We start from the raw sequence: 13072 nt of genomic DNA on the forward strand, positions 1-13072 counted from the left end.
CGCCCCCGCCCGCCTGCCTCAGAACACCACCAGCGCCCGGCCGCCCCGGCCGGCCAGCATGTTCTCGAAGGCCGCCGGGATGCCGTCCAGGCCGATCCGCTCCGTCACCAGCGCGCCGAGGTCCAGGCGGCCGGCCCGGACGTGCCCGGCGAGCACCGGCAGGTCCTTCGCCGGGTCGGAGTTGCCGTACACGCATCCGGCCAGGCTCCGGCCCCAGTGGAAGATCTCCAGGGCGTTGAAGGTGACCTGCTGGTCCTTGCCGCCGATACCGACCACCGTCGTACGGCCGCCGCGGCGGGTGGAGTCCCAGGCCGTGCGGATGGTGGCCGCCCGGCCCACGCACTCGATCGCCACGTCGACGCCCTGCTTGTCCGTCAGGCCCCGGATCTCGCGGGCCGTCGTCTCGGAGGCGAGGACGTAGTCCGTGGCGCCCGCGCGGCGCGCCAGCTCCTCCTTCCCCGGGGAGACGTCGACGGCGACGATGCGCGCCGCACCGGCGATCCTGGCCGCCTGGAGCGCCGCCAGGCCCACTCCCCCGACGCCGTACACCGCCACGGTCTCGCCGGCCCTCACCCGCGCCGAGTGGTGGACGGCGCCGTAACCGGTGAGGACCGCGCAGCCCAGCAGGGCGGCGTCGGTGAGCGGGACGCCTTCGGGCAGCGGCAGCACGCAGCCCGCCGGGACGACGGTCTCCTCGGCGAACGCGGCGACGTTCAGACCGGGGTGCAGGTCCGAGCCGTCGGAGGAGCGGTGGGCGTGGACGTCCGCGGCGCCGTTCAGGGCGTTGGCGCACAGCCACACCTCGCCGAGCGAGCAGGCGTGGCAACTGCCGCACGAGGGAGCCCAGTTGAGGACGACCTCGGCGCCGGGCGCGAGATGGGTGACGCCTTCGCCGACGGCGACGACGGTGCCCGCGCCCTCGTGGCCGAGGACGGCGGGGACCGGTACCCGCATGGTGCCGTTGGACAGGGACAGGTCGGAGTGGCACACCCCGGCCGCGGCGAGCCGGACGCGGACCCGGCCGGGACCGGGGTCCGGGAGATCGATCTCGGTGATCTCCAGGGGAGCGCCCACGGCGGGGAGGACTGCTGCGCGAACCACGGGACGGCTCCTTCAGAACTGGAGGGACTTGGTCTGCAGGTACTCGGACAGGCCGTGCGTGCCGAGTTCACGGCCGACGCCCGACTGCTTGTAGCCGCCGAAGGGGGCGAGGGGGTTGAAGCGGCCGCCGTTGATGTCGACCTGGCCGGTCTGCATCCGGCGGGCGAAGGCCACCGCCTCGGCCTCGTCACCGGCCCAGACGGCACCCGCGAGGCCGTAGACCGTGCCGTTGGCGATGCGCAGGGCGTCCTCCTCGTCCTCGTAGGCGAGGATCGACAGGACGGGACCGAAGATCTCCTCCTGGGCGATCGTCATCCCGGGCGTGACGTCGGCGAAGACGGTGGGCGAGACGAAGTAGCCGCGTTCGCGCGGCGATTCGGGTCCGCCGGCGACCAGCCGCGCGCCCTCCGCGACGCCCTTCTCGATGTAACCGCGCACCCGCGCCCGCTGCGCGGCGTTGACCACCGGGCCGATGCGCTCGCCGTACTTGGCGGCGGCGGTGGCGGCCAGCTCGACCGCCTCGTCGTACTGGTCGCGGTGGACCAGCATCCGGGTCCAGGCGCTGCAGGTCTGGCCGGAGTTGGACATGACGTTGGCGACGCCGACGTTGACCGCCTTCGCGAGGTCGGCGCTCGGCAGGATGACGTTGGCGGACTTGCCGCCCAGCTCCAGGGCGACCCGCTTGATCGCGGCGCCCGCCGTCGCGCCGATCTTCCGGCCGACCGCGGTGGAGCCGGTGAAGGAGACGAGGTCGACCTCGGGGTGCCCCGCCAGCGCCTGACCCGCGACCGGGCCGAGACCGGTGACCAGGTTGAACACGCCCGCGGGGACGCCCGCCTCGTGCACCGCCTCGGCGAAGAGCTGGGCGACCAGAGGGGTGTCCTCGGCGGGCTTGAGCACCACGGTGCAGCCCGCCGCGAGCGCCGGGGCGACCTTGGCGACGATCTGGTGCAGCGGGTAGTTCCAGGGGGTGATCGCGCCGACCACGCCGACCGGCTCCAGATGGACGGTGGAGTTGCCGGCCTTCTCCTCGAAGGGGTACGTCGCCGCCAGCTCGGCGTAGGAGCCGGCGACCGCGACCGGCACGGCCGCGTGGACGCTCTGCGAGAACTTCAGCGGCGCGCCGAGTTCGGTGGTGACCGTCTCGGCGATCTCGTCCTTGCGGGCCGCGAGCACGTCCCGGAGGGCGGCCAGCCGGGCGGCCCGCTCGGCCGGCGGGGTCGCCGCCCAGGCCGGGAAGGCGGCACGGGCGGCCCGTACGGCCCGGTCGACGTCCTCGGCGGTGCCCGCGGGCACCCGGGCGGCCACCTGCTCGTCGACCGGGTTCACGACCTCGATCGTCTCCGTGCCGACGGCGGGGCGCCAGGCGCCGTCGATGTACATGCCGTCGTGTGCCTTCATGCTGCTCCTCCGGTGCGGGATGCGTCGGGCCCGTCAAACCTACCGACGCCACATAAACTAGCGACGATAGTTTTCGGGCGCCAGGCGCCCCCGTCCGGGAGCGCCTACTCCTCCAGGTCCGGCAGCCGCGCCGGGGACGGGCAGATCCGCTCGCCGTGCTGGTCGAAGACGAACAGATGGGCCAGGTCCACCAGGAGCGGGACCTGCATGCCGTGGCGGAGGTCGATGTCGGGGGTGGTGCGGACCACCAGGTCGCCCGGGAGCCGGGGCTCCGCGGTCGCGGGTTCGGGGCGCGGGTCCGCGGCGTCGTCCAGGGCCACCACCGGTCCGGCGCGCAGGGATTCCGCCCGCTCCCGGATGCGGGTCAGCACGGTGGTGCCTCCCTCCCGGCGCCTGCGCCGGGAGGGCCGGGGCACGGGGCGCGGGGCCTCGAGATCCGGCACGAGGGCGGGCCGGGAACCGGTGTTGAAGTGGACCAGGACCTCGTGCCCCTGGAACTCCACGTGCTCCACCAGGCCGGTGAGCGGCACCTCGCCGATGCGGGCGGAGGCGTGCTTGGCGATCCGGACGGCCTCCGAGCGCAGCCCGACGATCACCTCCCGCCCCTGCTGCACCCGCAGCAACTGGTGGTCCAGGGTGAGGGGTTCGGGCAGCCGCAGGTACTGCTTGCCGAGGCTGATGGTCATCGCGCCGTCGAGCGGGGCCCGCACCAGCCCGCGCAGCAGGTTGATGCGCGGGGTGCCGATGAAGGCGGCGACGAAGACGTTGCGGGGCAGCGCGTAGACCACGCGCGGCGTGCCCACCTGCTGGAGCACCCCGCCGCGCATGACGGCGACCCGGTCGCCGAGCGACATGGCCTCGGCCTGGTCGTGGGTGACGTAGACCGTGGTGACGCCCAGCTCCCGGGTGAGCTTGGAGATCTCGGCGCGCAGATGGTTGCGGAGTTTGGCGTCCAGGTTGGACAGCGGCTCGTCCATCAGGAAGGCGGAGGGGTGGCGGGCGATGGCCCGGCCCATGGCGACGCGCTGGCGCTCACCGCCGGAGAGCTGACTCGGGAAGCGGTCCAGCAGGTCCTCGATGCCCAGCATCCGGGCGGTGGCCTCCACCCGCGGCCGCGGGTCCTCCCCGGGGTTCTCCACCCGCAGCGGGAAGCCGATGTTGCCGCGGCTGGTCATGTTCGGATAGAGGGCGAAGTTCTGGAACACCATCGCCATGTCGCGCTCGGACGGGAGCAGGTCGTTGCCGTAGTCGCCGTCCAGCAGCAGCCGGCCCTCGGTGATCTCCTCCAGCCCGGCGATCATCCTGAGCACGGTGGACTTGCCGCAGCCGGACGGCCCGAGCAGCACCAGGAACTCGCCCGGCCCGATGTCCAGCGACAGCCGGTCCACCACGCGAACGCCTCGCGTGTACGTCTTGCTCACGTCGTGCAGGGAGATGGCGCGTGTCATGACACTGCCCCCGGGGGCGTACTGAGCGGGTGCTGCTGCTCGGCGGCGGAACGGCCCGTGCGGGTCGTACGGGCTGTGGGTCACGGAAGTTAACGGACCGTACGCGCTCAATGGAAGACACTCGACACAATCGGCCCCTCCGTTCCGCCCAGTGAGAAACCGGACGCATCGCTCGGCCGCGTCAGCGGGTCGCGGTCAGATGGGCGAAGACGACGACGTTGCTGGTGTAGCCCGTCCTGCGGTTGAACAGCCCGCCGCAGGTGAGCACCCGCAGCTCGGGGCGCTTGCTGGGGCCGTACACCTCCTTGTCGGGGAAGCGGGACTTGTCGAAGACCCGCACGCGGTCGACGGTGTACACCGCGGTACGGCCGTCGAGACGCCGGGCCTCGATGGTCCTGCCGGGGCGTACGTGCGCGAGGGCGGCGAAGACCGCGGGGCCGGTCTTCGTGTCCCGGTGCCCGACGGCGACGGCCGTGCCGGTCTCGCCCGGTGAGGCACCGTCCTGGTACCAGCCGACGAGCTTGGGCTTGTCCAGCGGCGGGGTCTGCAGCTGGTGGTCGGCGCCGACCTTCACGGCGACGACCGGGGCGTCGATGCCCAGGGACGGCACGCGCAGGCCGGTCGCCGGCGACCGGGGCAGCGGGTCGGGCGGCGGGGCGGGTTCGGCCGACGGGGTCGGCTCGGCGGCCCCGGGGCGCTGGTCGGCGACTCCGGGCACCGGTTCGGCGGGCGCCCCGGCGGCGGGGCCACCGGCCCGGACGGAGGGGACCGGATGGTGGTGCCCCCCGCACCGGACGGCCGTCACCAGGACGGCCACGATCAGAGCCGTCCTGGTGAGGCGGTAGGCGCGGGTCCGGTACCAGGGCCTGCGTCTGCGCCTACGAGGCACCGTGCGAACGGCGGCGCATCAGCGTCCGGACGTAGACGGCACCGCCGACCGCGACCAGTCCGACGCCCCCGGCCGCGCTCAGCGGGGTGTACGCCTGCACGGTGTCGACGAGGCCGCCGCCGCCCGCGTGGACACCGCCCTTCGGGCCGCCGCCCTCGTGCCCCGCCCCGGGGCCGTGGTCCTGGATCGTCCGGTTCGGGCCCTGCTGCCCGCGCTCGTGCCTGTTGTGGCAGTCGACGGTGAAGACCTTCTCCTTCGGCGGGGCGGGCGGCGCACCGGGCGTGGTCGGCGGAATGGTCCACTGCAGGGTGTACCTGCCGTCGGCCAGGCCGAGGATGTCGGTGTGACCGGCGCCGCCGGCCAGGGAGATGGTGCCGCTGACGGTGGCCGCGGTGGGCAGCGGGGGCTGGGCCGTGATGGTGTAGTCGACGCTGGTCACCGTGCCGAAGTTGGCGGCGTCGAGGTAGAACTTGCAGACCTCGGGATCGTCCTTGGAGACGCCGTAGGGCACCCGCTCATTGTGGATCCTGATGTCGGCACCGTCGCCGGGGGCCGCCACAGCGGCCGTCGTCGCGAGCCAGGAGGCCCCGGCCGCGGTGAGTACGGTGAGGGCCGCGGCTCCGAGACGGGCGCCGACGGACGGGGGCATCGAGGTGGGCATGGATGTTCCTCCGAGTCAGACGATTTTCATACAAATCGCTCTTTCACCTGACTCTCTTTCACACCCGTCCCGGGACCGCCGTGACCACCGCCCGACGCGCCGTCGAATGTCGCCCGACCGGCGCAACGCGGCCCCCCTGGGGGGCTCCGCTCAGCTCGGCGGCGTGCGGGTGCCGGCCGCGGCGGTGACGTCCACCGGCACTCCGTTGAGGACCGCGTTGCCCGAGAGCGGGTCGAGCAGGCTGCCGTCGAGGAGCTGGTTGACGTTGACACCGGGTTCGCCCGCCGCGTGGCTCAGGCGGGTGCCGGGACGGTCGTGGCCCCAGCCGTGCGGCAGGCTCACCACACCCCGGCGCACGCCGTCCGTGACCTCCGCCGGTGCGGTCACCTCTCCCCCGGCGCCCTTCACCCGGACGGCGGCGCCGTCGCGCACCCCGAGGCGCTCGGCGTCCTCGGGATGGATGTGCAGGGTGCAGCGGTTGCTGCCGCCGGTGAGGGCGGGCACGTTGTGCATCCAGCTGTTGTTGGAGCGCAGATGGCGGCGGCCGACGAGGACGAGGCCCTCGGGGAGCCGGTCCAGCGCCTCGCGCAGCCGGGGCAGGTCGTCCGCGATCGGCCGCGGCAGCAGTTCGACCTTGCCGCTCCTGGTCTTCAGCGGCTGCGGGAGACGGGAGGCGAGCGGGCCGAGGTCGATGCCGTGCGGGTGCGCGAGGAGCTTCTCCAGCGACAGCCCGCCGGGCCGCGCGCCGAAGCCGTCGCCGTAGGGGCCCAGGCGCAGCATCATGTCGAGCCGCCGCTCGGGGCCGCTCACACCGGTGAGTGCGGCGGCGAGCTCCCCCGGGTCGCGGCCGTGCACGGGCGAGTGGGGCTGCTCGACCGCCTTGCCGAGGGTCTGGCGGATCACCATGTCGTCGACGGCGGACGGGTCGGCGCCGTGCATGCCGGTCGCCGCCAGGATCAGCCGGGCGAGGATCTCGGTCTCGGCCATGCGGCCGGGTTCCAGGGGCACGGCGGGGCGGGTGTAGCGGACCTGGTTGCGCACGGCCAGCGTGTTGAAGGCGAAGTCGTGGTGCGGGCTCTGGGAGGGCGGGGGCGGCGGCAGCACGACGTGGGCGTGGCGCGAGGTCTCGTTGAGGTAGGGATCGACGCTGACCATGAAGTCCAGGGAGCTCAGGGCCTTGTCGAGCCGGTCGCCGTCGGGCGCGGACAGCACGGGGTTGGCGGCGATCGAGACCAGCGCCCGGATCGGCTCGCCCTCCCCGGTCGCGGTGTCGATCTCCTCGGCGAGCGCGGAGAGCGGCAACTCGCCCTTCGCCTCGGGGTACTTGCTCACCCTCGAGTGCCAGCGGCCGAGCGCGAAGCCGTGGCTCGGGCCGGCCGGGCGGGGCGTGCGGTCGGTGGCCGCCTGCGGGAAGAGGGCGCCGCCGGGGCGGTCGAGGTTGCCGGTGAGGATGTTGAGGACGTCGACGAGCCAGCTGCCGAGGGTGCCGTGGGGGACGGTGCAGGTGCCGATGCGGCCGTAGACGGCGGCGGTGGGGGCGGCGGCGAGTTCACGGGCCAGCGCGCGGGTCACGCCGGCCGCCACGTCGCAGGCGGCTTCGACCGCTTCGGGCGTGAACTCCTTCACCGCCTCGCGCAGTTCACCGAGGCCCTGGAGGTGCGGGGTCAGCTCGCCGCAGTCGACGAGGTCCTCCTCGAACAGGACCTGCGCCATCGCCGCGAGCAGGAGCGCGTCGGTGCCGGGGCGGATCGCGACGTGCCGGTCGGCGAGGGCCGCGGTGCGGGTGCGGCGCGGGTCGACGACGGTGAGCGTGCCGCCGCGCGCCCTGAGGGCCTTGAGCTTGCCGGGGAAGTCGGGCGCGGTGCACAGACTCCCGTTGGACTCCAGGGGGTTGGCGCCGATGAGGAGCAGATGGCCGGTGCGGTCCAGGTCCGGCACCGGGATGGCGCCCGCGTCGCCGTAGAGCAGTCCGCTGGAGACGTGCTTGGGCATCTGGTCGAGCGTGGAGGCGGTGAAGACGCTGCGGGTGCCGAGGCCGGCGAGGAGGACCGGCGGGTAGAGGATGCCGGCCATGGTGTGCACGTTCGGGTTGCCGAGGACGACGCCCACCGCGTGCGGCCCGTGGCGCTCGACGACGGGGCGGATGCCCGCGGCCACCGCGTCGAAGGCCTCCTGCCAGGTGGCCTCGCGCAGTTCGCCGTCCCGGCGCACGAGGGGGGCGCGCAGCCGGTCGGGGTCGCCGTCGACGGCGCCGAAGGCGGCGCCCTTGGGGCAGATGAACCCCTTGCTGAAGACGTCCTCGCGATCACCGCGGGCGCCGGTGACACGGGTACCTTCGAGGGTGAGGGTCAGCCCGCAGGTGGCCTCGCACAGGGGGCAGATACGCAGGGCGGTGCGGGACACGGGTCCTCCCGGTGGGCGGTGACGGCGCCTGGGCACGGCCGAGCATACCGACCGGTTGGCATGCTGGGGAGGCCCCCTCGGGGACGGCGTCGGAAATCCGCGCACCGCCGGCCGGCGGCTCGCGCGGGATCCACCCGGCGCACGAGACCCGGGGCGTCAGTCCAGTACCCGGGCGAGATAGGCCCGCAGCAGCCCGCGCGCCTCCTCGATTATCTTCGCATCGCCGTCCGGCGCCACCCTGAAGGCGAGATGGACGAGGGTGTCGGCGGTCTCCACCGCGATGAGGAAGGTGCGGCGCAGGTCCTCGTCCGGCTCCCGGCCGAGGTAGCCGGAGAGCAGGTCGGTGAGGCGGTCGGCGACGCGGTGGTTGGGCTCGGCACTGCGCGCGCCGACGGGGATCTGGTTGCCGAAGTCGACGAGGGAGAAGCCGGGCGCGGTGCGCTTCATGGCCAGGTACTCGTCGAGCACCGCGTCCATCGCCGAGCGCCAGCCTCCGTCACCGGCCGTCCCCAGCCGCTCGGCGACCCGTTCGGTGAACCGCTCGAGATTGCGCTGGGCGAGGGCGTCCACCATCTGCCGCTTGTTGCCGAAGAAGCGGTAGACCGAGCCGATGGGGACCGCGGCGCGCAGGGCGACGGCACGGGTGCTCAGGGCGTCGTAGCCGACCTCGTCGAGGAGTTCGGCGCAGGCGTCGAGGATCCGGGTCAGTCGTTCGGCGCTGCGCCGCTGCACGGGCGCACGGCGTAGCGATGTCGCGTGGGGCACGGGCTTCATGATGCCTTTCCGGCGCGCTCCGGAGAACCTCGCCCCCCGCCGCGCGCTTCGCTGTCGGTTGCACTCGGTGCGGTCGTGTCCGCGCGGCCCCCCGGTCCGCCCGCCGCCTGGGACGCCGTGATGTCGGCCGTGCTCTCGATCGGCCGGCCCCGCACGGCCCACACGGTGCCGTCGTCGGCGTAGAGCCGCGCGGTGACGTGGTGCGTGCCGCGCGGCACGAGCCGGGCCGGGAGGCGGCAGTCCAGGCCGCGGAGCCGGCTGACGAGCCGGTCGTCGACGAAGACGTAGGCGACGCCCCGGCCCGCCACCGCCCGCGGTTTCGCGTTCCCGGGCGAGAAGCGGAAGTTGCGGACCGTCAGGCGCACGTCCCAGGTGTCGCCGGCGTCCGGCTGGACCTCGACGCCGACCTCGGGCGCGCCCTTCTTCTGCACTTCACGGTAGTGCCGCCCCTCCTCGTCCGTGTCGTCCAGGACCTTGCCCACCGGCGAGGCCGACTCCCCGGCCGTGCCCCCGTGCGCAGCACCCGAACCGCAGCCCGCGGATCCGGCCAGCAGCAGGACACAGACCGCGAGCGCGGCGCACAGTCCCCGCGTCCACGACATGCCCGGAGAGTAGAACACCGGTCCGACAGCCGGATCCCCCTGGAGTCTGGTTCTGCCTCCTCCCTGGCGAGGATGTCCGCGCGCGGCGGGCGGTCGGGCCCGAAGACCTCTTGCGCCCGCGAAACCGCAATCCTATGGTGCACCATAGGAATCAAGGAAGCAGACCGCATCAGTGCGCAAGGGAGCGATGATGAGCGGGGAGTCGCGCAAGACGGCCGAGGGGCTGACCTACCTCTCCGGCTTCGGCAACGAGCACAGTTCCGAGGCCGTACCCGGTGCCCTTCCCGACGGCCGCAACTCACCCCAGCGCGCGCCGCTCGGGCTCTACGCGGAACAGCTCAGCGGGTCGGCGTTCACCGAGCCGCGGGCCCACAACCGCCGCTCCTGGCTGTACCGCATCCGCCCCTCGGCGGCCCACCCGCCGTTCACGCACACGCACAACGGCTGGATCCGCACCGGCCCCTTCACCGAGTCCGTCCCCGACCCCAACCGCCTGCGCTGGGACCCGCTGCCCGACCCCGCCGACGGCACCGACTTCCTGGCCGGCCTGTGGACCCTCGGCGGCAACGGCGACGCCACCCGGCGCACCGGCATGTCGGTGCACCTGTACCACGCCAACTCCTCGATGGACCGCGTCTTCAGCGACGCGGACGGCGAGCTGCTGATCGTGCCGGAGCGGGGCGGGCTGCTGCTGCGCACCGAGTTCGGGCTGCTGCACGTGGAGCCGGGGCACGTGGCGCTCGTCCCGCGCGGGGTGCGCTTCCGGGTGGAGCTCCTGGACACCGCCCCCGGCGACGGGCCGGACCCGACCGCCCGCGGCTACGTGTGCGAGAACTACGGCGCCCCCTTCCGCCTCCCCGACCTCGGCCCCATCGGCGCCAACGGTCTCGCCAACGCCCGTGACTTCCGGGCCCCGGTCGCCGCCTACGAGGACGTCGAGGGGCCGGTGGAGGTGGTCAGCAAGTTCTGCGGCAACCTCTGGCGGGCGACGTACGACCACTCGCCGCTCGACGTGGTCGCCTGGCACGGCAACCATGTGCCCTACGTCTACGACCTGCGCCGCTTCAACGTCATCGGCTCCATCTCCTACGACCACCCCGATCCGTCGATCTTCACGGTGCTGACGTCGCCCTCGGACACCCCGGGGCTGGCCGGGGTCGACTTCGTGGTCTTCGCGCCGCGCTGGCTGGTGGGCGAGGACACCTTCCGGCCGCCGTACTTCCACCGGAACGTGATGAGCGAGTACATGGGCCTGATCGAGGGCGCCTACGACGCGAAGACGGCCGGGAAGGGCGGCTTCGTGCCCGGCGGCGGCTCGCTGCACAACATGATGTCGGCGCACGGCCCGGACCGGGAGACCTTCGACCGGGCGAGCGCGGCGGAGCTCGCGCCGCAGAAGGTGGACGACGGGCTGGCGTTCATGTTCGAGACCCGCTGGCCGCTCACGCTGACCCCGCACGCGGCGGACGCGGACCACCTCCAGCGGCGCTACGACGACGTGTGGCAGGGCCTCGAGCGGCATTTCCGGCCCTTGCACTGAAGATCCCCGACCGGTACGGATGGCCCGTGACCTCCTTCGCCCCGGACTCGATCGTCCTCAACCGCAAGCTGCCGCTCTGGTACCAGGTGTCGCAGTCCCTGCGCGCCTCGATACTCGGCCGCTCGCCGCGGGACCCCCTGCGCCTGCCCACCGAGGAGCGGCTGGCGGAGCACTACGGGGTGAGCGTGCTGACCATGCGGCAGGCGCTGAAGGAGCTGGAGGACGAGGGCCTGATCACCCGGCACCGGCGCCGGGGCACCTTCATCGAGCCGGGCGCCCGCAGGGCCGCCCCGGTCCGGCTGCTGGGTTCGGTGGACGCGATCGTGGCCCAGCAGTCCGGCATGACGACCGAACTGCTGGACCACGGCCACGCGCCCGTGCCGCCCGAACTCGCCGAGTTCTTCCCCGGGACCGACGAGGTCGCCACCTACCACCGCCTGCGCAGCGACGAGAAGACGGGCGAGCCGACGAACCACGCGCACAACTACGTCCGGCCGGACGTGGCCGCGCTGATCGACCCCGGCGACCTGCTGCGCTGGCCGATGACCAAGGTGCTGCGCGACGTCGTGCGGGCGGACATCAGCCGCATCACGGACACCGTCGAGGCCCGCCTGGCCGACCCGGAGACGGCACGGCTGCTCCACGTCCCGCTGCTCAGCCCGATCCTGCACTACACGGGGGTGACGTACGACGCCGCGGGGCGGGTGCTGGACGCGGCCGTGATCCACTACCGCGGCGACCGCTTCTCCTTCACGGTGACCCTGGACGCCACATGAGGTCACCGGTCCCCACGGGCTGTCGGCGCTACGCCGTACGATGCCCAGCGTGACGCACGACGACGCTCCGCCGCTGGCGGACCTCATGCCGTGGTCCGTCGCACCGCCGCGGCTCGGCCGGAGGTGGCCGGCGGCCCCCGACGCGGCCTCCCTGAAAGCCCGCTGGGACGCCCTGCTGAAGGCCGAGGGCCCGGACCGGGAGGCGCTGTTCGAGCCGACCCGCTCACGCACCCTGCACTCGGCGGTCGGCCAGCTGCCGGGCCGGCCGAGCGGCACCGGGAGACTGATCCGCGCCACGGGTCCCGCCCCGGAGCCGGTGGGCGTCCTGCTCGCCCCCTTCGACGAGCAGTGGCTGCTGCCCGACCACCGTCTGATCGACGCCGCCCGCCCCGAGCTGTGGCGGGTGGCGGACGAGCGGCAGATCTTCGTCGTGGAGAGCCCCACCGGGACAGGCGGCCCGCACCTGCTGGCCACGTCCCGCATCCCGCTCCTGCGCCCGGGCCGCATCCGCCCCCTCTACCGCCGCCCCGGCGGCGCGGAGCCCAACCTGGCGCCGGGCCTGCCGGAGCACCTGGGCGCCCGGTACGGCCACTCCCCCGCCGCGCCGGACGTCCTGGCCTGGATCATGGCGGCCGTCCGCCCGGACCTGACGGTCCCGCTCACCGGGGACGCGGAACTCTTCGCGCGCGGAGTCGAGTTGGGCCGCCGCCTGCTGTGGCTGATGCGCCGGGACGGCGACCGTCCCAAGCTGCCCGGCGGCCGCCGCCCGTACGTCCGCGCCCCGCTGCCCGCCCGCCCGCTCACGATCCGCTACGACCGCGACGAGGAGACCCTGCTGCTCGACGAGGGCCGTATCTCCCCGGTGCCGCCCGAGGCCTGGGACTTCGAGACGGCCGGCGTCCGGGTCCTGGAGCAGTGGTTCGACGCGCGGACCGCGGAGCCCGAGCCGGGCACGCTCGCGGCGATCCGTCCGGCCACCTGGCCGCAGGCCTGGACCTCGGAGCTGCTGGAACTGATCACGGTCCTGGCCCTGCTCGCCGAAGTACGGCCGCTGCAGGCGGAGTTGACGGTGACGGCCCCCGTCACGGCGTCCGAGCTGCACCGGGCCGGCGTGCTGCCGGCGCCGGAGTCCGCGCGCAGGCCGGCCTCCGTCCTCGACCACCACGAAGAGGGCCCGGAGGGCCAGTTCGCGCTGATCTGAGGGCGCCGGGCGAGGCCACCGCGGTTCGGCGGTGCCCCGCAGGAACGCGCCCCGCGGAAACGCGGGGAACCGCGTGACCGGATGTCCATGGCGCTCGCCTGCGGGGACGCTCCCGCGGCGAGCGGTGAACGAGCCTCGGGCCGGGGGGAGTTGAGAGTGGTCGGTGCCGGGCGGGGGCGGCGTCAGGCGGACGGCGCACGGACGGCGTGCGGTCGCCCGCCCGGTGCCGCGCCTGGGCATCGCTGCGGTGCCGGGGATGACGGAGACGAGTGCGCA

General features: G+C 73.8%; 11 protein-coding genes. 3 read left to right on the top strand and 8 right to left on the bottom strand.

The genetic code is table 11. From position 1 onward, the window contains the following. Window positions 1-18: 18 nt before the first annotated feature. The 8 genes from ACJ9NR_RS08545 to ACJ9NR_RS08580 all read right to left on the bottom strand — a co-directional run bounded on the left by ACJ9NR_RS08545 (window position 19) and on the right by ACJ9NR_RS08580 (window position 9279). Window positions 19-1101, bottom strand: coding sequence for a zinc-binding dehydrogenase (locus tag ACJ9NR_RS08545; RefSeq protein ID WP_412488908.1), 1083 nt, complete (start codon window positions 1099-1101; stop codon window positions 19-21). Between the two features lie 12 nt (window positions 1102-1113). Next, window positions 1114-2502: an aldehyde dehydrogenase family protein gene (locus ACJ9NR_RS08550; protein WP_412488907.1), complete on the bottom strand. Its 1389-nt coding sequence runs from the start codon at window positions 2500-2502 to the stop codon at window positions 1114-1116. A gap of 104 nt (window positions 2503-2606) precedes the next feature. Then, window positions 2607-3950 carry an ABC transporter ATP-binding protein gene (locus ACJ9NR_RS08555; RefSeq protein ID WP_412488906.1) on the bottom strand — a complete coding sequence of 448 codons (1344 nt, stop codon included), beginning with the start codon at window positions 3948-3950 and terminating at the stop codon, window positions 2607-2609. 181 nt (window positions 3951-4131) lie between these two features. Next, window positions 4132-4839: a class F sortase gene (locus tag ACJ9NR_RS08560; RefSeq protein ID WP_412488905.1), complete on the bottom strand. Its 708-nt coding sequence runs from the start codon at window positions 4837-4839 to the stop codon at window positions 4132-4134. After that, window positions 4829-5500, bottom strand: a complete 672-nt coding sequence (locus tag ACJ9NR_RS08565) for a hypothetical protein (protein ID WP_412488904.1) — start codon at window positions 5498-5500, stop codon at window positions 4829-4831. The genes ACJ9NR_RS08560 and ACJ9NR_RS08565 overlap by 11 nt, the downstream gene beginning before the upstream one ends. Window positions 5501-5650: 150 nt before the next feature. Further along, entirely contained in the window at window positions 5651-7903 is a 2253-nt protein-coding gene (locus ACJ9NR_RS08570; protein WP_412488903.1) for a molybdopterin oxidoreductase family protein, read from the bottom strand. 156 nt (window positions 7904-8059) lie between these two features. Continuing rightward, window positions 8060-8677, bottom strand: a complete 618-nt coding sequence (locus ACJ9NR_RS08575) for a TetR/AcrR family transcriptional regulator (RefSeq protein WP_412488902.1) — start codon at window positions 8675-8677, stop codon at window positions 8060-8062. Further along, window positions 8674-9279 (bottom strand): hypothetical protein, encoded by a 606-nt coding sequence (locus tag ACJ9NR_RS08580; RefSeq protein WP_412488901.1) that lies wholly within the window; start codon window positions 9277-9279, stop codon window positions 8674-8676. The genes ACJ9NR_RS08575 and ACJ9NR_RS08580 overlap by 4 nt, the downstream gene beginning before the upstream one ends. A gap of 190 nt (window positions 9280-9469) precedes the next feature. Between ACJ9NR_RS08580 and hmgA the strand changes: the two genes are divergently transcribed. The 3 genes from hmgA to ACJ9NR_RS08595 are packed head-to-tail and all read left to right on the top strand — an operon-like array spanning window position 9470 to window position 12796. After that, the gene (hmgA, locus tag ACJ9NR_RS08585; protein WP_412488900.1) at window positions 9470-10819 is read left to right on the top strand and encodes a homogentisate 1,2-dioxygenase; all 1350 of its coding nucleotides are present in this window, start codon (window positions 9470-9472) and stop codon (window positions 10817-10819) included. Between the two features lie 26 nt (window positions 10820-10845). Next, on the top strand, window positions 10846-11595 hold the full coding sequence (locus ACJ9NR_RS08590) for a GntR family transcriptional regulator (protein WP_412488899.1): 750 nt from the start codon (window positions 10846-10848) through the stop codon (window positions 11593-11595). 40 nt (window positions 11596-11635) lie between these two features. Continuing rightward, window positions 11636-12796: a type ISP restriction/modification enzyme gene (locus ACJ9NR_RS08595; RefSeq protein WP_412488898.1), complete on the top strand. Its 1161-nt coding sequence runs from the start codon at window positions 11636-11638 to the stop codon at window positions 12794-12796. The last annotated feature ends 276 nt before the right edge of the window (window positions 12797-13072 follow it).

This window comes from Streptomyces sediminimaris, from assembly GCF_047049295.1.
Lineage (GTDB): Bacteria > Actinomycetota > Actinomycetes > Streptomycetales > Streptomycetaceae > Streptomyces > Streptomyces sediminimaris.

What these genes read in the sequence shown, in the direction of transcription:
- ACJ9NR_RS08580 (WP_412488901.1), bottom strand. Translation starts at nt 9,279, where the DNA reads ATGTCGTGGACGCGGGGACTGTGCGCCGCGCTCGCGGTCTGTGTCCTG.
- hmgA (WP_412488900.1), top strand. Translation starts at nt 9,470, where the DNA reads ATGAGCGGGGAGTCGCGCAAGACGGCCGAGGGGCTGACCTACCTCTCC.
- ACJ9NR_RS08595 (WP_412488898.1), top strand. Translation starts at nt 11,636, where the DNA reads ATGCCCAGCGTGACGCACGACGACGCTCCGCCGCTGGCGGACCTCATG.
- ACJ9NR_RS08550 (WP_412488907.1), bottom strand. Translation starts at nt 2,502, where the DNA reads ATGAAGGCACACGACGGCATGTACATCGACGGCGCCTGGCGCCCCGCC.
- ACJ9NR_RS08555 (WP_412488906.1), bottom strand. Translation starts at nt 3,950, where the DNA reads ATGACACGCGCCATCTCCCTGCACGACGTGAGCAAGACGTACACGCGA.
- ACJ9NR_RS08575 (WP_412488902.1), bottom strand. Translation starts at nt 8,677, where the DNA reads ATGAAGCCCGTGCCCCACGCGACATCGCTACGCCGTGCGCCCGTGCAG.
- ACJ9NR_RS08565 (WP_412488904.1), bottom strand. Translation starts at nt 5,500, where the DNA reads ATGCCCACCTCGATGCCCCCGTCCGTCGGCGCCCGTCTCGGAGCCGCG.